The sequence below is a fragment of the Embleya scabrispora genome (assembly GCF_002024165.1).
Taxonomy (GTDB): Bacteria; Actinomycetota; Actinomycetes; order Streptomycetales; family Streptomycetaceae; genus Embleya; species Embleya scabrispora_A.
This window is the reverse complement of record NZ_MWQN01000001.1, coordinates 6,558,060-6,579,081: the sequence shown is the minus strand read 5'-3', so window position 1 is coordinate 6,579,081 and position 21,022 is coordinate 6,558,060. Positions and strand designations below refer to the sequence as shown.

Sequence of the window (21,022 nt, the reverse complement as noted above, 5' to 3'; positions counted from 1 at the left end):
TCTCAGCCCCGCATCCGTGAGGTGGGCGGATTCGGCGGTGCCACCGGCCTCGGCGCACATCCCCGCACCGGCTCGCCGGTCTCGCCCGGCTCCGGGTGCGCCCGCGCCGCCTCCTCCTCGCCGCGAGGCTCCGCCGGCCCACCATCCGTCGTCGGCGCCGCGGCCGAACCCGGATCCGGCTTCGCCGGCGGTGACGGAGACGACGGCAACGGCGACGGCGCCCCGAACTCCCGGGCGTCCACCGCCCGTTCCACCCGCGCGCGGGCCTTGGCGGCGCGCAGCACCACGATCACGCACGCGAGGAACGCGAGGTATGCGGCCGACCCCACCGCCAACCAGGTCCACACAGCCCTCTCCCCACGCCAGCCGGTCACCAAGAGCGATCAACCGAAATCTACCCGTAAGCGAGGCTCGCCCAACGCGTCTCGTGCGCCCGCTTCGTGCGGATTCCGTGGAGAACCTGCGAAGGCTCGCCGCGTGGATCGATCACGGCGCATCCCATGCCCCCGAAGGACGCCCGACACCCGAGCGAAGTTCCCCTCGCGCACCGCGCATGCGATTCCCCACCGCCGCAGCGTCCTGCCCCGAAACCCCCGCCCCAATCCCCCTACGGGGTCGCGGGCGGTTCGGGCTTGTGCGCCAGAAAGGTGGCGATCGTTCGCCGCGCTCCTTCGTCCGGCTCCTGGAGCAGTCGAGAGGTGACGACGAGTCCGGCCCGTTCCAGGAGCGCGACGATCCGATCCGGCGGTTGCAGGTGGGACTCGTAGGACACCGGATGGCCGCCGTATGCCCGCGTCGGTCGCAGCCGCACATCGTCTCCCACATGGCCGGCCACCATCGAACAGCCGCCGGGGGCGAGCGTGCGATGGAACTCGGCGAACACGAGGGGCAACAGGTCCGGCGGCGTGTGGTGCGTGGAGTAGTAGGCCAGGATGCCGCCGAGCTCGTCGTCCCCGATCGCGAGCGCGGTCATCGAGCCCACTGTGAAGTCCAGGTTCGGGTAGGCCTGCCGGGCCGACTCGATCATCTTCGGGGACAGGTCGATGCCGAACGCGGGCACCCCCAGGTCCACCAGATGCGCCGTGACCTTGCCGGGCCCGCACCCCAGGTCCGCGACCGGCCCGCGACCGGCCGCCCGCACGGTCTCGGCGAACGCGGCGAGCATCGCGCGCGACAACGGATCCAGGTCCGCCGGGGGCTTGACGAGATCCGCGTAGTCGCCGGCGACGGTGTCGTACGACTCCCGGACGGCGGCGAGGTAGGAGGGCTCGGTCACGCCGGCGACTGTAGGGGACCGGACGACCGGCCCGCATTCCATGCTTGCGCAACGAGCAGTACCGATATATCGTTGAGCCATCGCGAACGATCGCGATATGTTCACAAAATCGCGGAGCACCCTCGTTCCCTTCGGGGCATACGGGCTGTCCGCGTCGAATCAAGGAGAAAACTCATGCACCGCAGTAAAGGACGCTCCCGTTGGGGCGACGAAGAGCACAACCGCCCGGCCTTCGGATCGTGGGGCCCGCCGCCCCAGGGTCCGTGGGGACGCGGGCACGGTCACGGTGGGCGTGGCGGACCGGAGGGGCGCGGGCGAGGCCGCGGGCGCGGCGGTCGTGCCCGGCGCGGCGACGTGCGGGCCTCGATCCTGGCCCTGCTCACCGAACGGCCGATGCACGGCTACGAGATGATCCAGGAGATCGGCGAACGCACCGGCGGCGTGTGGAAGCCCAGCCCCGGCTCGGTCTACCCGACGCTCCAACTCCTCGAGGACGAGGGCGTGATCGAGGGCGTCGAGGGCAGCGGCCGCAAGCTGTTCACGCTGACCGACGCCGGCCGCGAGGAGGCCGCCGCCCTGCCCGAGGACACCAAGCCGTGGGACGAGGCCAGCCAGGGCGTCGACTTCGAGGCCGTCCACGACATGCGCTCGGCCATGCACGGCATCGGCGACGCACTGCGCCAGTTGATGTCCAACGGCACCGAGGCCCAGCGGGCCAAGGCGCTCGAAGTGGTCACCGACACCCGCAAGCGGCTCTACCTGATCCTGGCCGAAGCCGACTGATGTCGGCCGCCCGGACTCCCGGGCGCCGCCCCCCGGCGCCCGGCCCCCGATCGCCGGTTCCGGCGATCCCCCGCAGCGCGTCCCGACGGTCACGACCGACCGCCGCGGCGCGCTGCGGGCTCGCTCGGTGAACGATCACCGGGGCGAGCGCGTCACCAGGGCGCGACCCGATAATCCTTGAGGAAGCAGCCGTAGGGCGCCTGCCCCCGCTCCCCGCGCACGATCGGGTCGTACACCCGGGCCGCGCCGTCCACGATGTCCAGGGGTGTGCGGAACCCGGCCGCGGCGACCCGCTCCTTGTCCGGGGCCGGCTTCTCGTCGGTGATCCACCCCGTGTCGACGCTCGTCATGTACACGCCCCGCGCGGCCAGTTCCTCGGCGCTGGTGCGGGTGAGCATGTTCAGCGCGGCCTTGGCCATGTTGGTGTGCGGGTGCCCGGCCGACTTGTACGCCCGCCCGAACTGACCCTCCACCGCCGAGACGTTGACGATGTAGCGCCGCTCGGCCGGAGCCGAGCGCAGCAGCGGCAACAGCCGACCGACCAGGACGAACGGGGCGGTCACATTGACGAGTTGCACCTCGAGCAGTTCCACCGGATCCACCTCGTCCACCCGCTGGGACCACGAGTTGGCCGAGGCGCGGTCCGGGATCAGCCCGGCCGGGTCCACCGGAACGGGATCCGACCCCGGCTCGTACCCGGGCACCGGTACCCCCGGCGCCGCGCCGAGTTCGAATCGGGGCACGAACGCGCCCGCGCCCAACGCCGCCCGCTCGGCCGCGAGCAGCGGCCCGTACGCCGACGCGGGTCGACGGATCGTCTGCGCGGCGTTGTTGACCAGGATGTCCAGGGGGCGCCCCTCGGCCACCAGGCGGTCGCACCACGCGACGAGCCCGCCCAGATCGCGCAGGTCGATCGGGTGCACCCGCAGCCGATGCGCCCAGAGGTCGTGGTCGGGCGCGGCGGCGAATCGTCGGCGCGTGTCGTGCGGGAACCGGGAGGTGACGATCACCTCCGCGCCGTCGCGCAGCAGTTTGAGCACCAGTTCGTGGCCGACCTTCACCCGCCCGCCGGTGACCAGGGCCAGTCGGCCGCTCAGGTCGGTGCGCGCGTGTCGGCGCTCCCGGTTCTCTGCGGCGCACGGCGGGCACAGTCGGTGGTAGAAGCCGTCGACGCGTCGATAGGGCTGCTTGCAGATGTAGCAGCGCAGGCCCATCTCGACCACGCCGACGCAGGAGGGCAGCCCGGTGTCGTCCAAGGCGACGTCCTCGACCCGGTCGACGGCGCCGAGCGCGGTCCGCTCGGTCACCTCGGTCCGCTCCCGGGTGCGCAGTTCGCGCTGCTCGGCGCGGCGACGATGGCGGCCCGAACGGTTGAAGGAGGCCAGAGCCCGCTCGATCGCGCGCCGCTCCGGGGCGTCGGGCGCGAGGTCGGACAGCGCGCCGAGCACGGCGAGGCAATCCTCGAGGGACGGGGTGGTGGGCAGTGTGTCCGAGTCGGTCATCGTGGGGTCCCCCGAGGGCATTGCGGTGGCTCCGGCGACCGGCCCTACGGCTCGGAGCCGGCCGCCAGGGGGACGGCAGGCGAATGTGTCGACTGCTCTCCCATGGGCTGACTCCTTCCGCACGCGTCGTGGGCACGGCGCCGTCCGAGACACCGGGCCGGCATATCGGCACACCGCCGACGGATCGTCAGGCTAGCGAGCCTCCGCGCCGGGGGTCACCGGCTTTTCCCCGCCGAGCACGCCACGGGCCGGCCGACCCGATCGCTCAATCCGCCGCTCGCGGCCCCGGTCCCGGGGCCCGTGCGTCCACCACCGCGCGCAGCAGTTCCAGTTCGGACACCGAGCCGGGCTCGCCCCCCGAGACGGCCAGGCGATCGGCCGCCCGCTGGAGTGCGGCGTTGACCGGCGTCGGCACCCCGTGCAGTCGGCCGAGGCGCACGATCTCGCCGTTGAGGTAGTCGGTCTCGATGCCGCCGGTGCGGCGATACAGGCTCTGCCAGGACGAGCCGCCGGGCCGCCGCTCACCGCCCACCGGGCGAACCTGGACCAGCGGGCTGACCGGCGCGAACTCGGCGTGGATCCCGGCCGAAAAGAGCACCGTGCGGGCCTCGTCCATGGCCAGCCGGTCCAGGTTCCCGCCGCGCGCGTTCGGGCCGCACAGCGCCTCGACCGCGTTGCCCAGGTTGGTGACGAGCTTGCCGTACTTGTACGCGGTGATGTCCGCGTACACCTCGGAGCCGTATCCGGCGCCGGACAGGACACGTGACACCTGGGCCGCGAACGCGTCCCGACCGTGCGGGTACCGGCCGATGTCCAGCACCCCGGTCACCGGCGCGGAGTAGGCGTGCACCACGCCCGGTTCCAGATAGGCGGTCGGGCACGCGACGAGTACGCCGTACACGTTGGCGAACATGCGCAGCGCGGTGTCCTCGTTGGCCACGCCGTTCTGGGCGCACAGGACCGGCAGCTCCGGCTCGGCGTGCCGGGCCAGCTCGCGCAGCGCGCCGGCGGTGTCCTGCGACTTGACGCACAACACGACCGCGTCCACCTCGGACCAGATCGGCCGCGCCGCGAGATCCGCGATCGTGGTCACCGCGTCGAGGCGGACCACGTCCTCGCCGTCGGGCGTGCGGACCCGCAGACCGTGGGCGTGGATCGCATCGACGTGCGCCCGCCGACCGACCAGGTGCACGTCGTGCCCCGCCCGGGCGAGGCGGGCGCCGAGGACGCTGCCGATCGCTCCGGCCCCCAGAACCACGAATCGCATGGCCGATCCCTCCCCGACGCGAGGACCCATCCAAACACGTCGAGGCCGCGCCGTGGGGCCGCCGAGGCCGCCGGTTTTCCGGTCTCCCGGAGCCGGCCTCGGCTCAGGTCGGCGCCCAGGCCGGCACGTACCCCCCGCCGCGCTGCCCGGACCCGCTCCCGCCGGCCTGTACCGCCGCGGCTCGCCGGGCCGCCGGCACGTGCTGGATCGAGGTGTGCGCCTCGCCCTCCACCACGGTGCGCCCGCCGCGCGGCTCGAAGCCGCGCCGGGTGAACCAGTCGGCGCTGCGCGCGTACACGTCGGCGATCACCGGTCGCGGACCGGCCAGGACCAGGGCGTGCCGAACCAGTACCGTCGCGTGTCCCTGGCGTCGATGGGACAAAAGCGTACAGACGCGGCCCATTCGCAACAGGCCGTCCCCCTCCTCGGTGAGTCGCAGCGTGGACACCACCACGCCGTCCGCTTCCGCCCACAGGTGCGCGGTCCCGGGCTCGATGTCGCGGCCGTCGGGGTCGAGCCAGGGCTGTCGGCGTGCGACCACGAAGACCCGGCTGCGCAGCGCCAGCAGCCGGTACAGACTCGCGGCGTCGATTTCGCCCGCTGTTCCGTAGAAGTACGACACGTCCATGTGCGGCAGGGTGGCACCACGAGGGCGCCGCGGAGTGATTTGGATCTGCCACGCGGGCAACGCTCGGGTGAACTCTTGGCGGCCGATCGACGGCGACACGAGGCGGCAATCGACGGCGGCACGAGGGGACGCCGGACCGGTCGCGAAGTGGTGCCGAACCGATCGCGAGGGGGTACCGGACCGGTCACGAGCGGGCTCCGAGCCGTCCACGTGGCAGATATCCCACTGCGTTCCGCACCGCCGGCGTGGAAGACTCGCAGGATCGCCCGCTCACCATGTGCTCGAGGATCGCGCGGGCGACCGCCCTGCGAGGAGGAGACATCCAGGTGAGCGTCGAAGAGTTGTCGCAGCCACAGAATCGTCCGATGCCCGAGCTGCGCCAGTCGGGCAAGCTCGCGGACGTCTGTTACGACATCCGAGGCCCGGTTCTCGACGAGGCGAAACGCCTCGAGGACGAGGGGCACCGGATTCTCAAGCTGAACATCGGCAACCCCGCGCCGTTCGGTTTCGAGGCACCCGACGAGATCCTGCACGACATGATCCGCAGCCTGCCGGCCGCGCAGGGCTACTCGGACTCCAAGGGTGTGCTCTCCGCTCGCCGGGCCGTGGTCCAGCACTACCAGACGCGCGGCATCGAGGGTGTCGACGTCGACGACGTCTACCTGGGCAACGGCGTCTCCGAGCTGATCGTGATGGCACTCCAGGCGCTGTTGAACAACGGCGACGAGGTGCTCGTGCCGATGCCGGACTACCCGCTGTGGACGGCGGCGGTGAGCCTGTCCGGCGGCACCCCGGTGCACTACCTGTGCGACGAGGGCGCCGACTGGTATCCCGACCTCGACGACATCGCGGCCAAGATCACCGACCGCACCCGGGCGATCGTGGTGATCAATCCGAACAACCCGACCGGCTCGGTCTACCCGGAGCCGATCCTCGAGGGCATCGTCGACCTGGCCCGCCGGCACGGACTCCTCCTCCTCGCCGACGAGATCTACGACAAGATCCTCTACGACGACGCCGTGCACATCCCGCTCGCCTCGCTCGCGCCCGACCTGCTGTGCCTGACCTTCAACGGCCTGTCCAAGGCGTACCGGGTGGCCGGCTTCCGGTCCGGCTGGCTGATGTTGTCCGGCCCCAAGCAGCACGCGACCAGCTACATCGAGGGCCTGAACATCCTGGCCAACATGCGCCTGTGCGCGAACGTGCCCTCGCAGCACGCGATCGCCACCGCGCTCGGCGGCTACCAGAGCATCAACGACCTGATCCTGCCGGGCGGCCGGTTGCACGCCCAGCGCGATGCCGCGTACGAGGCGCTGACCTCGATCCCGGGCGTGACCTGCGTCAAGCCCAAGGGCGCGCTCTACGCGTTCCCCCGGATCGATCCGGACGTGTGCAAGATCGTCGACGACGAGAAGTTCGTCTTCGACCTGTTGCAGAGTCAGCGGATCCTGGTCGTGCAGGGCACCGGCTTCAACTGGCACCAGCCGGACCACTTCCGCGTCGTGACCCTCCCCCAGGTCGACGACCTGACCGACGCGATCACCCGGATCGGCGAGTTCATCGGGTCCTACCGACAGTGATCCGGCGCCGGCCGCCGGCCGGCCGAGCCCGCGGGCCCGGCGTCGTCGCGACGCCCGGCCCGCGTGTCGTGGGGCGCGGCCCGCGTCCGGCGGCGCGCTCGGCGTCCCCGCTCAGCCGAGCAGCGGGCGCACCGCCAGCGCCTTCACCCTCGGCACCACCGACTCGCCGAGCGCCGCGGTCTGCTCCAGATACCGCGCCCGCGTCGTGGCCGGCAGCGTCAGCGTGACTCCGGTGACCCCGGCCTCGGCCTGCTCGGTCAGGTCGGCCACGATCGCCTCGGGATCGAACCCGTCGCCGTCGAACATGCTCATCCCGCGCGGCATGAAGGTGATGTCGATCGGGTCGGTGCGGCCGACCGAGGCGGCGTACTCCCGGGCGTAGTCGAGCCGGGCGGCCAGATCGGCCAGCGTTTCCAGGCCGGGGGTCTTCAGGTGCCGGGACGCGCCGGCCGGGGCGGGCATCGGCAGCCAGCCGTCGCCCAGGTCCACCACGCGGCGGATCGCCCGCTTGCTGTTGCCGCCCACCCACACCGGGATGCGGTCCTGCGCGGGCCGCGGCCGCATCGTGTTCCCCCCGACGCTCTCCCCGGTCCAGGCCGCGCGCATCGCCCGCAGCGCGTCGTCCAGCACGTCGTTGCGATTCGCGTAGTCGGCGCCGAGCGCGGCGAACTCGGGCTCCAGGTAGCCCGCGCCCACGCCCAGGATCAGCCGGCCCCCGGAGAGCGCGTCCAGCGAGGAGATCATCTTCGCGGACAGGTACGGATTGCGGTACGCCGGGACGAACAGATTGGTGTGCAGGCGCAGCCGGGTGGTGGCCGCCGCGGCGAAGGACAGCGTGACCATCGGGTCCAGCGTGTGGTGGCCGCCGTGGGCGAGCCAGCGGTCGCCGGGGAACGGGTGGTCGGTGGTGAAGACCGCGTCGAACCCGGCGGACTCGGCCGCGCGGGACATCTCCATCACGGCCTCGGCGCCGATCAGATCGGCGCCGGCCTCGACCAGGTGCGTGGGCAGTCCGAGGGAAAGGAACATGGGCGGCAACGTAGCAGCGACCTGACGCATCGTCAGTAACCGCTGCCACAGCGGCCGTCCGCCCCGTTCTCGCGGCACGATCGGCGTCTGCCCCGCCCCGGTCAGTCGCGATAGGTGGTCGCCGGCGGTTTGGCCGCGCCCAGCGACCGGGCGAGCCACGTGTCGTAGAGCCGCTGCCAGGTGCCGTCGGTCTTCATGCGTTCCAACACGGCGTTGAGAAAACGCACGAAATCGTCCTGACCCCTGGGTATCGCGATGCCCTTGACCTCCTCCACGGTTTTGGGTCCCGTCACCTCCAGCTTCGGGTCCTGCTCACGCAGACTCTCCAGGAGCGACGCGTTGGTGTAGGCTGCGGCCACCCGGCCCTCCTGGAGCGCGACCAGGCAGTCGGTCCGGTCGGACACGGCGTAGACCTTGGCCTTGGACTCGGCCACCCGGCGCTCCGGCGTGGTGTTCGAGGACACGCACACGTACTTCCCGGCCAGGTCGTCCAGGCTCTGCACCTTCGAGTGCTTCGGCACCAGGAAACGCAGCGCGTCCTCGAGGTAGACCGCGGAGAAGTCCACCTGTTGCCGGCGCTCGCAGGTGATGGTCATCGCGTCCACCACCATGTCCACTTCGTTCTTGAGCAAGACGTCGATCCGTCGACCGGGTGGGATGGTCTTGAACTGGACGCGGTCGACATCGCCGAAGATCGCCTTGGCCACCTCCCGGGCCATGTCGATGTCGAAGCCCTCCAGTTCCCCGTTCTCCTCGTTGGGCGCGGCGAACATCCGGGTGTTCTGGTCGACGCCGACCACCAGCCGACCCCGATCCTGGATCGCGCGCATCGTCGAGCCGGCCGGCATCGCGCCCGCCCTGGCCGGGCCGGCCGGGGTCAGGCTCCGGCTCGGGTCGCACGGCGGCGCCGGAACCGGGGGCGCGAGTTTGGGATCCGACACCCCCACCTCGATCGGTACATATCGGGCAGACGGCGCGGACGACGCACCCGAGTCGCCCCCGCCGCCGGATCCGCATCCGGACGCGAGGAGCACCGTCGCCAGGGCCGCCACGGGAAGTGACGCTGCATCAAGTCTTTTGGACCACACGGGATGCAGCATCCCAGGTCACGGTTCGCGATTCGTGAGGGCGTTCCCTCGGACCGGCGCCACGGTCCGGCGAGGATCGGAACGGGCCGCGCGGCGGATAGCGTAACCGCACCCGATCACGCGCGACGGGCCCGTTCGACGGAAGGACAATCCCCCATGAGCCACCAGGCATTCGCCGAGCTGACCGGACCGGCCGCGGCCACCTTCGACGAAGTGCTGCGCCGCAACCCCGGCGAGCCCGAGTTCCACCAGGCCGCGCACGAGGTGCTGGAAAGCCTCGGCGCGGTGCTGGCCAGGCGTCCCGAGTTGGCCGACGCGGCGCTCCTGGAGCGATTGGTGGAGCCGGAGCGGCAGCTGATGTTCCGGGTGCCGTGGACCGACGACTCCGGTCGGGTGCGGGTCAACCGGGGTTTCCGCGTCGAGTTCAACGGCGCGCTCGGCCCGTACAAGGGCGGGTTGCGCTTCCATCCGTCGGTGAACCTGAGCGTGGTCAAGTTCCTCGGCTTCGAGCAGATCTTCAAGAACGCGCTCACCGGCCTGGGCATCGGCGGCGGCAAGGGTGGCTCGGACTTCGATCCGAAGGGGCGTTCCGACGCCGAGGTGATGCGCTTTTGCCAGTCGTTCATGACCGAGCTGTACCGGCACCTGGGCGAGCACACCGACGTGCCGGCCGGTGACATCGGGGTCGGCGGTCGGGAGATCGGCTACCTGTTCGGCCAGTACCGGCGGATCACCAACCGCTACGAGGCCGGCGTGCTCACCGGCAAGGGGCTGGGCTGGGGCGGGTCGCAGGTGCGTACCGAGGCGACCGGCTACGGCTGCGTCTACTTCCTCGCCGAGATGTTGCGGGTGCGCGGCGACGACCTGATGGACCGCAAGGCGGTGGTCTCCGGATCGGGCAACGTGTCCGTCTTCGCGATCGAGAAGGCCCGCGAACTGGGCGCGCGGGTGGTGGCCGCCTCCGACTCCGCCGGCTACATCGTCGACGACAAGGGCATCGACCTGAACCTGCTCAAGGAGATCAAGCTGGACCGGCGCGGCCGGATCGCCGAGTACGCCGACCGGGTGCCGCACGCGCGCTACGTCGACGGCGGCTCCGTCTGGGAGGTCCCGTGTGATGTCGCGCTGCCCTGCGCGACGCAGAACGAATTGGACGGGGCGGCCGCCGCGCACCTGGTCAAGCACGGTCTGATGGCGGTCGCGGAGGGTGCCAACATGCCGTGCACTCCGGAGGCGGTGCACGTGTTCCAGGCGGCGGGCGTGCCGTTCGCGCCGGGCAAGGCGGCGAACGCCGGCGGGGTGGCCACCTCGGCGCTGGAGATGGCGCAGAACGCGGCCCGTACCTCGTGGAGCTTCGCCGACACCGACGCCCGGCTCGGCGCGATCATGCGCGACATCCATGCCACGTGCCTGGCGACCGCCGCCGAGCACGACCGCGAGGGCGACTACGTCCTGGGCGCCAACGTGGCCGGCTTCCTGCGGGTCGCCGAGGCGATGACCGCCTTCGGCGTGGTGTGACCCGCCGGGCCCGCCGCCCGCGTACGGGCGGCGGGCCCGACTCACTCGGGGCGCACGGACACGTCCCGCTCGACGGTGCGCCGGAACACCTGCCGGGAGCCGCCCTCGGGGCCCGGTGCGGCGGGTTCGGCGGGGGTGAAGCCCAGGGACGTGTAGAAGGCGCGGGAGCCGCCCGCGACCGCGCCCGGGTGGTCGACCCCGAAGGTAACCAGTTCGACGGTGCCGGGGCCGAATCGGCGCATCGCCTCGGCCATCAGCGCACGACCCACCCCGCGTCCCCGGGCGAGTTCCGACACCACCAGCCAGTGCACCCGGTACACCGGCGCCTCGGCGCCGAACAGCAGGCCGCCCAGGATCCCGCCGGCGGGATCCCCGTCGTCGGGCACCACCAGTGCCCGACGATCCCGCACGTGCTCGTCCAGGGCCGCGTGGAAGCCGGGTTCCGCGACCATCGGCCCGAACCAGTGCTCCACCTCGGCGGCCAGGGTCAGGAATGCGGGCCGATCGGCCTGCTGTGCGAGTCTGACGATCATCCGTCGAGTCTGCCAGGAACGATCGCCCGCCCGGCGAGCCCGTCGCGCGGCCCGCGGCCGTGCGCACCCGCCGCACCCTGCCGGGCGAAAAATCGTTGGCCCCGGCTCCGAGCCCGCTGTTACCTTCGCCGCATCGTGCCCGCGCCGACCCGCGCGGCCCCCTTCTGTGAAATCAGGTGTTGATGCCCGTGCCCGCGCCGAGCGCGCCTCGTACGACCGCGGTCGGATCCGGCACCGGGAAACCTCCCGGACCGCACTGATCCCCCGGTGGGCTCGCCGGTCCACGCACGCGGCGCACGGCGCGTGGCGTGACGGACCGCGGCGACGACCCTTCCGAGACCGCTCGGCGCTTCCTTGCTGTCAGTGATCCCACCTCCCGGCAAGGAGATTCCCGAGTGTCCACCGGCACCACCGATTCCGGCCGGAATCACCCCGCTTCACCGCGCGTCGACACCTTCAAGTGCGTACGCTGCGGCCTGACCGTGACTACCGTCGACCCCGCCGGCGACCGGCGCAACCACTGCCCGAGCTGCCTGCACTCGCGGCACGTGGTGGACCACGTCGAGGGCGGCCCGTCCGAGTGCGGCGCGCGCATGTCGCCGATCTCGATCGCGGTGCTGCGCAACGGCGACTGGATGCTCGTACATCGGTGCATCCGCTGCGACGAGCTGACCTCCAGTGCCATCGCGCCGGACGACAACCAGCTGATCCTGATCCGGATGGCCGTGCGACCGCTGGCCCAACCACCGTTCCCGCTCGAAGTGTTCGGGGAGCTGTGAGCATGGGCCGACACCGATCGAGCGGCCGGCGCCCCCAGCGGTACAAGGACGTCACCCACGGCCGGACCGGGCGCGGCGACGCCTTCCGGTGCGTGGGGTGCCGGCTCGATGTACCGCTGACCGCGCCCGGCACGGCGCATCGCAACCACTGTCCGCACTGTCTGACCAGCCTGCACCTCGACCGCCGCGTCCCGGGCGACCGGGCGGCCGAGTGCCGGGGACGGATGACCGCGCTGAGCATGTCCGTTCGGGCGGACGGGGAGTGGCAGCTGATCCATCAGTGCCGGTCCTGCGGCGAGCTGGGCGCGAACCGGATCGCGGGCGACGACAATCCGCTCGCCCTCCTGCGGCTCGCGCTGCGCCCGCTGACCGATTCGACCCGACCGATCCGCGCGTTGCTCACGCTGTAGGGCAATGCCTCCCACAGAAGCGGGTGGGCGCCGGTCGAGCCGACGACGGCTCGACCGGCGCCCGATCGGCTACTCCATGCCGGTGCGTCCCGGCGACCAGAAGGGTTTGGTGAGCACCGATCCGCGGTTCCAGCCGTGGTCGGCGACCAGGCGGTCCCGGACCAGCTTGACCGTCCTCGCCTCGCCCGCCACATACGCCACCCCGGGGGTGGCGGGCAGCGCCAGTCGGCCCACCGCCTCGGCCAGGGTCGCCGAGGAGGCCGCCGACCTGTCGCCGCGCTCGAGCCAGGTGAGCCGTTCGGCGCGCGGCATCGGCAGCCGATCGGCCGCGCTCGCGGTCTCGATCACCCCGTACACCTCCGCCCCGGAGCGCACCGCCGCGAGCATCGCACCCAGTGCCGGCGACGCGGTCTCCTCGCCGACGAACACGTGGTACGGCGCGTCGGATCGCAACACGAAGCCGCCCTCGGGCCGGCCGAACCGGACCCGGTCACCGCACCGCGCCGCCCGGCCCCACGCGGCCCCCGGGCCCGTGCCGCCGTCGTGGTCCAATACGCACAGGTCCAGCGTCCCGGCCGTCGGATCGTGGGCCCAGACCGAGTAGGTGCGTAGCAGATTGCCCACCCCTTTGCGCCAACCCGCCATCGAGAGCACGTCGTTGACGTGCACCCGGACCTGTTGACCGGGCCGGCAGGTCACCTCGCGCAACCCCGCGTCCCCGATCCGGATCCGGCGCATCCGGGCCGCGATCGGCTCGGTCTCGACGATCGTGCCGGACAGGAACACCCGGTCCAGCAGTCGGTTCACCGGCCCGCGGCGGCGGCCCGCCTCGGGGCTCATTCGGCGCTCCCGGAGGACACGCGGACGGCCGAGGTGCCGACCCGGTCGCGATAACCCACCGCGACCGCGGCGGTGGCCACCAGGACCAGGACGCCGACCGCCAGGAAGCCCATCGACATCGCGTCGGTGAACGAGTCCACCACGCGCGCGTGTTCCGCGCCCCGGGTCCGGGACAGTTCCACCGCCGGCTGACCGTCGAATCGCACGGCCAGAATGGTGCCGAACACCGCGACGCCGAGCGCGGCACCGATCTCGCGCGCGGCGGTGTTCAAGCCGGAGCCCAACCCCGCCTGGTGCCTGGGCAGTTCGGAGACCACACCGAAGGAGAGCGCGGGTGCGCACAGCCCCATGCCCGCGGACAGGATCAGCAGGTAGGCGGCGTAGACCGCGTACGGGGTGCGTGCGTCCACCATCGCCATGCACAACAACCCGACCCCGATCAGGCCCAGGCCGAGCACCACCAACGGGCGGGCGCCGAAGCGTTGTTGCGCCTTGACCGCGACCTTGGGCGCGAGCGCCATGCCGACCGTGAGCGGGATGATCGCGAAGCCCGTGCGCATGGCCGAGAAGCCCTTGACGTATTGCAGGTACTGGGCGTTGATGAAGAACAGCGCGAACAGCCCGAAGAAGCTCGCGCCGATCCCGAGCACGCCGGCCCGCAACTTGGCGGACGTGAACACGCGCGGGTCGAGCAGCGGATTCCTCGCGCGCAGCGCGTACAGCACGAAGCCGAGCAGAAGTCCACCGCCCAGCGCGAAGCCGCCGATCACGTGCGTGGAGCCCCAGCCGAACTCCGGGCCTTCGATGATCCCGTACAACACCGCGACCAGGCCGGCGATCAGCAGCGCGGCGCCGATCGGGTCGAGCGCGGCCGGATGCGTCTCGGTGCGGGGGGTGACCCACTGGACGATCGCGGCGAGTGCCAGGGCGAGCGGGACCATGATCCAGAACAGGCCCTGCCAGGGCAGGTACTCCTGGACCAGGCCGCCGCCGACGTTGCCGAGCAGGCCGCCCAGGCCGACCGCGAGCGTCCACGACGCCATGGCCTGCGGGCGGCGTTCGGCCGGGAAGACGTGCATCAGGATGGACATGGTCGCGGGCATGATCAGCGCGGCGCCCGCGCCGGAGATGCCGCGACCGGCGATCAGCGTGGCGGAGTTCGTGGCGAGCGCGCTGACCGTGGCCCCGGCGGCGAACACGCCGAGCCCGGCGAGCAGCGCGCCCTTGCGGCCGTACCGGTCGCCGAGCGCGCCGGCGGGGATCAGCAGGCCGGCGAAGACGATCACGTACGCGTCGACGATCCACAGGATGCTGTCGGCGGACGGATGCAGCCGGGACGCGGCCAGTTGCGGAATGGCCAGGTTGATCGCGGCGACCATGCTCTGCGCGACCAGCACGCAGGCGCACATCGCGAGCAGCACGGCGCGCGAGGAGCCGGCGCGTTCGGTTTCGGCACCGTCGGCGCGCCGCGCCGCCGTGCCCGGGACGGGCGTGGACATGGGTCCCCCAGGAACTGACTGTCTGCGAAGGAAGGGAAGCACGAGTGGTGCGGGGAACTGCGAGTCCGGACCCCTTCACCGTAGGCTGGGGCACCGATTTACTCCAATGCATGTATCGCATGGAAAGGATGCGTGTGACGCAATCCGGGATGGACCTCAACCTGCTCACCGCGCTCGACGCGCTCCTGGAGGAGTGCAGCGTCTCCGGCGCGGCGCAGCGGATGCACCTGTCCGAGCCGGCGATGAGCCGCACCCTGGGCCGGATCCGCAAGGCGCTGGGCGACCCGGTCCTGGTCCGGGCCGGGCGGACGATGGTGCCCACGCCGCACGCGCTGGCCATCCGATCCGAGGTGCGGGTCGTGCTGGAACGCGCCCGGACGTTGTTCACCGCGGCCGGCGAGGTGGACCTGCGGACGCTCTCCCGCACCTTCACGGTGCTGTCGCACGACGCGTTCACCGCGGCGTGTGCCGCGGAGTTGTTCGCGCGCGCGGCGCGCGAGGCCCCGGGGGTACGGCTGAAGTTTCTGGCGGAGAGTCACACCGACACCCAGGCGCTCCGCGACGGGATCGCCGACCTGGAGGTGGGCGTGATCGACGCCACCGCGCCGGAGGTGCTGACCGAGCATCTGTTCGACGACCGCATGGTCGGCTGCGTCCGGGCCGGGCACCCCCTGCTGCGCGGTCGGTGTACGCCGGAGCGATTCGCCGCCGCCGAGCATCTGATCGTGTCCCGACGCGGCAAGCTGCACGGCCCGGTCGACGCCGCGCTGGCCGAACTCGGGCTCACCCGGCGGGTGGTGGGCGCGGTGCCGACCTACCCGTCCTCGCTGTTCATCCTGCTCGAAGGCGACCTGGTCGGCCTGGTCGCGGCGCAGTTGATCGGCTTGACCGAGGCGCGGGGATTGCGCACCTTCGAGGTTCCGCTGTCGTTGCCCCCGTTGCCGATGGGGCTGGCCTGGCATCCGCGCCACGACGCCGATCCCGGGCACGCGTGGTTGCGCGGGTGTGTGCGCGACGTGATGACGGCGGGCAGGACGTGACGGCGCGCGGTGCGCCGCGCGCGGGTCAGCCGTCGAGGCGCATCAGTTCGATCCGGGTGCCGTCCGGGTCGGCCAGGAACACCAGTTCGGTCGAACCGGTCTCGCTCGGCAGGCTCGCCCGGGTCCCGGTCAGCAGCGTGCCGCCGTGTTCGACCAGTCGGGCGGCGGCCGCGTCCACATCCTCGACCAGGAAGGACAGGTGGGTCAGGCCGAGCTGATTGCGCCGCCGCGACGGTTCGCCCCGCGGTTCGGGCGAGGCGTAGTACAGCAGCTCGACGACCATGCCCTCCTTGGCGATCAGCTGGGAGACCAGGCGTACGTCGCCCTCGACCTCCAGGGTGTGGGCGACCTCGTTGCCCACGTCGTAGCGGGCCACGGGGGCGAAGCCCAGGCCGTCGCGGTAGAACCGCAGCGCCCGATCCAGGTCGGTGACGCACACGCCGAGGTGGGACGGGGTGTAGCTGACGGCGTCGGACACGGCGCGGCTCCCGAGTTTGCTGACGATGCGTCAGATCCAGTGGTGCCCGCACGCTAGCAACGACGGGCGCAATGATCCACCACCGCGTGGGGTCCGCCGGCCGTCCCGGGCTCAGTCGGTGATCAGGTCGCCCTCCAGTACGGTGACCGCCGCGCCGGACAGCCGTACCCGGTCGCCGACCAACTCCACCCCGACCGTGCCGCCGCGCGCGGACAGTTGCCCGCCGGTCATCCGGCGGCGGTCCAGGCGCGGGGCCCAGAAGGGGCCGAGCACGCAGTGCGCCGAACCCGTGACGGGATCCTCGGCAACGCCGACCGCGGGCGCGAACACCCGCGAGACGAAGTCGACCCGCCCCTCCCCCGCGGCGGTGACGATCACCGCCCGATACGGCAGGGTGGCCAGCATCGCCAGGTCCGGCGCCACCGTACGCACCGCCGCCGCCGACGCCACCTCCACCAGCAGGTCGTCACCGCCGGCCGCGACCAGGATCGGCTCCACCCCCAGCGCCAGGCCCAGTTCGGTCGGGACCGGCACCTCGCGCGGCGGCAGCGCCGGGAAGTCCAGGACCACGCCGGCGCTGTCGAGCGACGCGGTCAGCACCCCGCTGCGGGTGGCGAACCGAATCCGCGACGCCGGCGCCGACCCCTGCCCGAACAACACGTGCGCGGTGGCCAGCGTCGCGTGCCCGCACAGGTCCACCTCGGTCTGCGGGGTGAACCAGCGCAGCCCGAAGTCCGCCGCGCCGCCCGTGGCGGGCACCGCGAACGCGGTCTCCGAGTAGCCCAGTTCCGCCGCCACCGACTGCATCCAGGCGACGTCGTCGGCATGTGCCGCGTCGGGCAGGCACACCCCCGCCGGATTGCCCCGGAACGGCCGGTCGGTGAACGCGTCCACGACGTAAATGCGCATGCCGCTCACCGTACCCAACGACGTCGAACACGCGGGCGTACCCAGGACCATCCGAACCACGCCACCCCGGCGACGGCGAGGGTGCCCAGGCCCGCGAGCAGCCACGGCCACCAGCTCAGGTCCACCCGCTCGTCGCCCCGGTAGAGCAGTTCGTCGCCCACCACATCCGTGCGCAACGCGAGCCGGGCGTCCGGGAGTTGCTGCTTGATCGTCTCGGCCAGCGGGCTGTGCACCTCCCCCACCACGCGCGCCCGCGCGTCGTAGTGACCGGCGTCCGCCCACATGCCGTCCGTGCGGTGCGTACGGGCGGCCAGATTGACCGAGAAGTACACCGGCTGCCCGGGGGCCAGCAGCGGCGCGCCGTCCTTGAGGCCGACCACGCCCACGCCGTCCACCCGCAACCGGGTCACCTGGAGCGGCACCCTGGTGGTGCCGGCCACCAGGCGCAGGCACATCTCGCGCCCCGAGGACAGATCGAGTCGCCGGTCCGGCGGAACCGGCCGGAAGGCGCGGCAGTCCACCGCGTCCGGTTGCTCCGGCGGCGGCATCAGCCAGGTCGCCTGCACACCCTTGTCCCGGTCCGCGTCGACGAACCGGGCGGCGTGCCGCAGGTACAGACCGGTCCGGGCCTGGGTCAGCGCGATGCCCGGGTCGGCCGGATCGTCGCGCAGCTCCCGGGTGTTCGGCAACACCCGCTGCAGGGCCGGCCCCGCGCTGCTGTCACTGGCCAGCGGGACGGCGAACCCGGCCACCGCACGGCCCTCCTCGCCGAGCCGGTCGAAGTCCTTGCGCAGGTCCGGGCCCACCGCGTCGCGGGCCGCGTCCGAGATCAGCACGACCCCGTTCACCGAATCCGGCGCGGAGGTGCGCAACACCACCAGCGCGCGTTCGAGCGCCGCGTGCACATCGCTCGGCGGCTCGGCCCGGAGCGGCGGCGCGCCGCCCGCCGGGTTCGCGTCGGCCGGCTCGCTCGGGCGCGGGAGGGGCAGGCGCGCGGCCATCGCGGCCGGGTCGGTGACCGGTTCCAGGCCGTTGCCGTGCTCGGTCGCCACACCGTCGAAGGTGACCAGCGCGACCCGGTCGCGCGCGGTCAACCGGGCCAGGAACGCGGTCAGCGCGGACCTGGCCGTGGCATAGCGACCGGTGCGCCGCATCGAGGCCGAGGTGTCCACCAGGATCACGTAGTTCACCCGCTCCCGGTCCGCGCCCAGGGTGGTGATCAGCCGCTCGGCGCCATAGGGGTCGGGCGGTTCAGTCCTCGCGGTCGGAGGGCGCGCGGCGGCCGCGGCGCCACCCGGCGGCACCGCGGCCAGCAGGGCGATCAGCGCGAGGATCGCCGGTATCGCCAGCACCCGCAGCGCGTCGCCGTGCTTGAGCGCGGCCCGCAACTGCTTGAGGTGGCGGCGGAACGTCTCGAACTCCTCCTGCTCGCGTTCGACGATCGACGAAGCGGCCTCCGGCCCCCACGCGTGCGCGGCGATCGCCACCCGGATCGCGCGCAGTTCCTCCCGGGCCTGCGCCGGGGTGCCGCCGCGCACGATCAACTCCCGTTCCAGGCTGGGCAGCAGCAGGTCGCGTTCGCGGTCGGGCGCGGCGTGCCACCAGCGGCCGACCTCGTGCACGTACAGGTCGCGCCGCGGGCGGGCCGCGCCGTCCACGATCTCGCCCGCCCACACCCCGGCCGCCGCCCGCGCGTCCGCCCCGCGCAGCGCGTTGCGGAACCAGCCGCTCGCGGCGCGCCCGGCCAACTCCGGGCGGGCCCGGGCGATCGCCGCCCACCACGCGTCGTCCAGGCCGGGCAGTTCGGCGAGCCGCGCGTCGGCGAGCACCGCGTCCGCGACCGCGGCGGTGACCGCCGGATCCCCGGCCCGCACCAGCTCGCCGAGCAGTTCGGGGGTGACCGCCACCGCGCGCAGCAGCGCCGCGATCCACCCGGCGAACCGCCCCTCGGCGACCGGCTCGTGCCGCAGCGCCAGCAGATCGGCCGCCACGTAGGGCCCGTCGGTCGGCGCACCGCCGAGCGCCAGCCGCAGTACGTCTGCCCGCACCCGGGCGGCGACCGGTGCCGCGGGGCCCAGCGGCTTCTCCAGGAGCGCGGCCAGTCCGCGCGCGGCGGGGTCGGCGCGCTGCTCGGTGAGCGGGACCAGGGTCGGCCACAGGTCGTGCAGCACCGCGGCGATCGTGGCGGTGTCGGTGCGTCCGGCCACGCGCAGGGTGAACACCGCCTCGGCGGGCGGGATCTCGGCCGGCCGCAACCGCTCGCCCGCGAGCAGCGCGTACGGCGCCAGCCACTCCGGCGCCCGGTCGTCCCAGGGTCGGATCACCCCCAACCACGCGCCCAGGTCGCCGCCCGCGGTGTCCAGGAGGCGGCGCAGCACCACGGGGTGGTTCCACAGCGCGTCGTAGAGCGCGGGCACCTCGGTGGTCGGGGTGGGCCCGAGCAGTCGGCACAGGTCGGCGACCAGGGCCTCCGGCGAGACCACGTCCGCGTCGGCCTTGCCGGCGCCGTTGACCGAGGGTTCGGGCACGCGCAGGGCCCGCGCGTCGAGACCGGCGGGCGGGGTGGAGCCGGCAAGGAGCGGCGGCACCGGGCCGAGCAGGACGTGCACGAGCCGATCCCCGCGCCCGGCCGCCACCGCCGTGTTCCACCCCAGCGCCAGGCTCGCCGGGCGGGCGCGCAGCGCGGCGGCCATGTCCCGGGTCACGTCGTCGCCGTCCTCCGCCCGCCAGCGCTCGGCGATCGGCGCGGCCAGCGCGACATCGCCGCCGAGCAGCCGCTCCAGCGGCGACGGGGGCGGCGACGGCGGCGGCGGGGGTGACGGGCGTGTCGGCGGCGGCGACGGGTGTACCGGCGACGGCGACGGCCGCGCCTCGACGCCCCGCGCGCGCGAGCTCGGCCCGGTCGGGTCTTCGGCGGCGAATCGGGCGGCCTCCCGGCCCGGTTCGGACCCCGGCGCCGGCCCGACCCGTACACCCGATCCGTTGCCGACCCGCACACCCGATCCGTTGCCGACCCCCACTCCCGCGCCCGGTCCGAACCGCGCGCCCACCTCGGCGAGCAGCCCGAGCAGGCGGTCCCCGGCCACCGGCGGGCCCGCCTCGCGCAGCGTCGCGAGCGCGGCCACCAGCGGGTCGAGCCCGATACGGCGGCGCAGCATGGTCAGTTCGCCCAGGTAGGCGCGGGCGGCGGGGAGGTCGGGTACGGCCGGCACGCCGTCCAGGGCGACCCGGACCGTCCCCGGCGCGGGCACCCGGCCGAAGGCGAGTCGGGGGCGCAGCCGGCCGGTGGGGCCGAGCGAGGTGGCGAAGCGCAGTCCGGCGCGGCAGCCGTACGGGAGCAACGCGGTGATCCGGTCCAGGAGTTCGAGCCGGGCCCGGCTGTCCAGGCGGTCGGCGCCGGTGATCACCACGGGGCCGGCCAGCACCGCCGCCGCGACCCCGGCGAGCCATTCGAAGTCGTCCAGGTGCAGGGCGGCGGTCGGCGCCGGTCCCGGCAGCCGCACCCGCAGCGGCCGTTCCCGGTCGGTGGGCAGGTCGATCCCGCGAAAGGCCAGCCACAGCGCGGTGTACGTGGCGCCGGCGGCGGCGATCTCGGCATAGGGCGCGGTGAAGTAGCGCACCCCCTCCGGATCGCGCAGCGTCATCGCGACGAAGGAGTCCTCGCGCCCGGCGCCGGTCACCCCGACCCAGCCGGGCGGCGCGTACTCGTCCAGCGTGGGTCGCACCAACCGTTCGAAGTGCGCCCGCCGTTCGGGTCCCGCGCTGCACGCCGGCACCGCGCCGTCGTGGTACCAGGCCCAATGCGCCCGCAACGTGCCCGCGGTCTCGCGGGGGCGGTCGTGTCGGTCGGTCGCGTCCACGTG

At 73.0% G+C, this 21,022-nt stretch carries 19 protein-coding genes; 6 read left to right on the top strand and 13 right to left on the bottom strand.

All coding sequences use genetic code 11. From position 1 onward, the window contains the following. Window positions 1-2: 2 nt before the first annotated feature. Window positions 3-347 (bottom strand): hypothetical protein, encoded by a 345-nt coding sequence (locus tag B4N89_RS50040; RefSeq protein ID WP_078978705.1) that lies wholly within the window; start codon window positions 345-347, stop codon window positions 3-5. Window positions 348-607: 260 nt separating this feature from the next. Then, window positions 608-1,276 carry a class I SAM-dependent methyltransferase gene (locus tag B4N89_RS28905; RefSeq protein WP_078978704.1) on the bottom strand — a complete coding sequence of 223 codons (669 nt, stop codon included), beginning with the start codon at window positions 1,274-1,276 and terminating at the stop codon, window positions 608-610. A 354-nt stretch (window positions 1,277-1,630) separates the two neighbouring features. Between B4N89_RS28905 and B4N89_RS28900 the strand changes: the two genes are divergently transcribed. Beyond that, window positions 1,631-2,059: a PadR family transcriptional regulator gene (locus B4N89_RS28900; protein WP_414646397.1), complete on the top strand. Its 429-nt coding sequence runs from the start codon at window positions 1,631-1,633 to the stop codon at window positions 2,057-2,059. A 152-nt stretch (window positions 2,060-2,211) separates the two neighbouring features. Here the strand turns inward: B4N89_RS28900 and B4N89_RS28895 are convergent, their stop codons facing one another. The 3 genes from B4N89_RS28895 to B4N89_RS28885 form a co-directional block, all read right to left on the bottom strand. Continuing rightward, on the bottom strand, window positions 2,212-3,561 hold the full coding sequence (locus tag B4N89_RS28895) for an SDR family NAD(P)-dependent oxidoreductase (RefSeq protein WP_078979712.1): 1,350 nt from the start codon (window positions 3,559-3,561) through the stop codon (window positions 2,212-2,214). 265 nt (window positions 3,562-3,826) lie between these two features. Further along, window positions 3,827-4,828, bottom strand: a complete 1,002-nt coding sequence (locus B4N89_RS28890; protein ID WP_078978702.1) for a ketopantoate reductase family protein — start codon at window positions 4,826-4,828, stop codon at window positions 3,827-3,829. 103 nt (window positions 4,829-4,931) lie between these two features. After that, window positions 4,932-5,456 (bottom strand): GNAT family N-acetyltransferase, encoded by a 525-nt coding sequence (locus B4N89_RS28885; protein WP_143658122.1) that lies wholly within the window; start codon window positions 5,454-5,456, stop codon window positions 4,932-4,934. A 365-nt stretch (window positions 5,457-5,821) separates the two neighbouring features. On the opposite strand from B4N89_RS28885, the gene B4N89_RS28880 reads away from it, so the two are divergent. Then, a complete protein-coding gene (locus B4N89_RS28880) occupies window positions 5,822-7,036 on the top strand; it encodes a pyridoxal phosphate-dependent aminotransferase (RefSeq protein WP_078978700.1) in 1,215 nt (404 codons plus the stop codon). A gap of 111 nt (window positions 7,037-7,147) precedes the next feature. Here the strand turns inward: B4N89_RS28880 and B4N89_RS28875 are convergent, their stop codons facing one another. Both B4N89_RS28875 and B4N89_RS28870 read right to left on the bottom strand, forming a co-directional pair. Next, entirely contained in the window at window positions 7,148-8,065 is a 918-nt protein-coding gene (locus B4N89_RS28875; RefSeq protein ID WP_078978699.1) for an LLM class F420-dependent oxidoreductase, read from the bottom strand. Between the two features lie 101 nt (window positions 8,066-8,166). Then, complete coding sequence (locus B4N89_RS28870; RefSeq protein ID WP_161500849.1) at window positions 8,167-9,006, bottom strand: glutamate ABC transporter substrate-binding protein; 840 nt, start codon at window positions 9,004-9,006, stop codon at window positions 8,167-8,169. A 303-nt stretch (window positions 9,007-9,309) separates the two neighbouring features. Between B4N89_RS28870 and gdhA the strand changes: the two genes are divergently transcribed. After that, complete coding sequence (gene gdhA, locus B4N89_RS28865; RefSeq protein WP_078978697.1) at window positions 9,310-10,671, top strand: NADP-specific glutamate dehydrogenase; 1,362 nt, start codon at window positions 9,310-9,312, stop codon at window positions 10,669-10,671. 41 nt (window positions 10,672-10,712) lie between these two features. Here gdhA and B4N89_RS28860 read toward each other — a convergent pair whose 3' ends face one another. Beyond that, entirely contained in the window at window positions 10,713-11,204 is a 492-nt protein-coding gene (locus B4N89_RS28860) for a GNAT family N-acetyltransferase (protein WP_078978696.1), read from the bottom strand. A gap of 395 nt (window positions 11,205-11,599) precedes the next feature. Between B4N89_RS28860 and B4N89_RS28855 the strand changes: the two genes are divergently transcribed. Together B4N89_RS28855 and B4N89_RS28850 are read left to right on the top strand one after the other, a co-directional pair. Further along, complete coding sequence (locus B4N89_RS28855; protein WP_078978695.1) at window positions 11,600-11,983, top strand: RNHCP domain-containing protein; 384 nt, start codon at window positions 11,600-11,602, stop codon at window positions 11,981-11,983. 2 nt (window positions 11,984-11,985) lie between these two features. Next, the gene (locus tag B4N89_RS28850) at window positions 11,986-12,393 is read left to right on the top strand and encodes an RNHCP domain-containing protein (protein WP_078978694.1); all 408 of its coding nucleotides are present in this window, start codon (window positions 11,986-11,988) and stop codon (window positions 12,391-12,393) included. Window positions 12,394-12,462: 69 nt separating this feature from the next. Here the strand turns inward: B4N89_RS28850 and B4N89_RS28845 are convergent, their stop codons facing one another. Both B4N89_RS28845 and B4N89_RS28840 read right to left on the bottom strand, forming a co-directional pair. Further along, window positions 12,463-13,233, bottom strand: a complete 771-nt coding sequence (locus B4N89_RS28845; RefSeq protein WP_078978693.1) for a siderophore-interacting protein — start codon at window positions 13,231-13,233, stop codon at window positions 12,463-12,465. After that, the gene (locus B4N89_RS28840; protein WP_078978692.1) at window positions 13,230-14,732 is read right to left on the bottom strand and encodes an MFS transporter; all 1,503 of its coding nucleotides are present in this window, start codon (window positions 14,730-14,732) and stop codon (window positions 13,230-13,232) included. Before B4N89_RS28840 ends, B4N89_RS28845 begins: the two co-directional genes overlap by 4 nt. A gap of 128 nt (window positions 14,733-14,860) precedes the next feature. On the opposite strand from B4N89_RS28840, the gene B4N89_RS28835 reads away from it, so the two are divergent. Next, entirely contained in the window at window positions 14,861-15,772 is a 912-nt protein-coding gene (locus B4N89_RS28835) for a LysR family transcriptional regulator (protein ID WP_078978691.1), read from the top strand. 25 nt (window positions 15,773-15,797) lie between these two features. Here B4N89_RS28835 and B4N89_RS28830 read toward each other — a convergent pair whose 3' ends face one another. The 3 genes from B4N89_RS28830 to B4N89_RS28820 form a co-directional block, all read right to left on the bottom strand. Then, window positions 15,798-16,250, bottom strand: a complete 453-nt coding sequence (locus B4N89_RS28830; RefSeq protein WP_161500848.1) for a VOC family protein — start codon at window positions 16,248-16,250, stop codon at window positions 15,798-15,800. Between the two features lie 111 nt (window positions 16,251-16,361). Beyond that, window positions 16,362-17,159, bottom strand: a complete 798-nt coding sequence (locus B4N89_RS28825; RefSeq protein ID WP_201260926.1) for a PhzF family phenazine biosynthesis protein — start codon at window positions 17,157-17,159, stop codon at window positions 16,362-16,364. 5 nt (window positions 17,160-17,164) lie between these two features. Then, on the bottom strand, window positions 17,165-21,019 hold the full coding sequence (locus tag B4N89_RS28820) for a vWA domain-containing protein (protein WP_078978688.1): 3,855 nt from the start codon (window positions 21,017-21,019) through the stop codon (window positions 17,165-17,167). Between the last annotated feature and the right edge of the window lie 3 nt (window positions 21,020-21,022).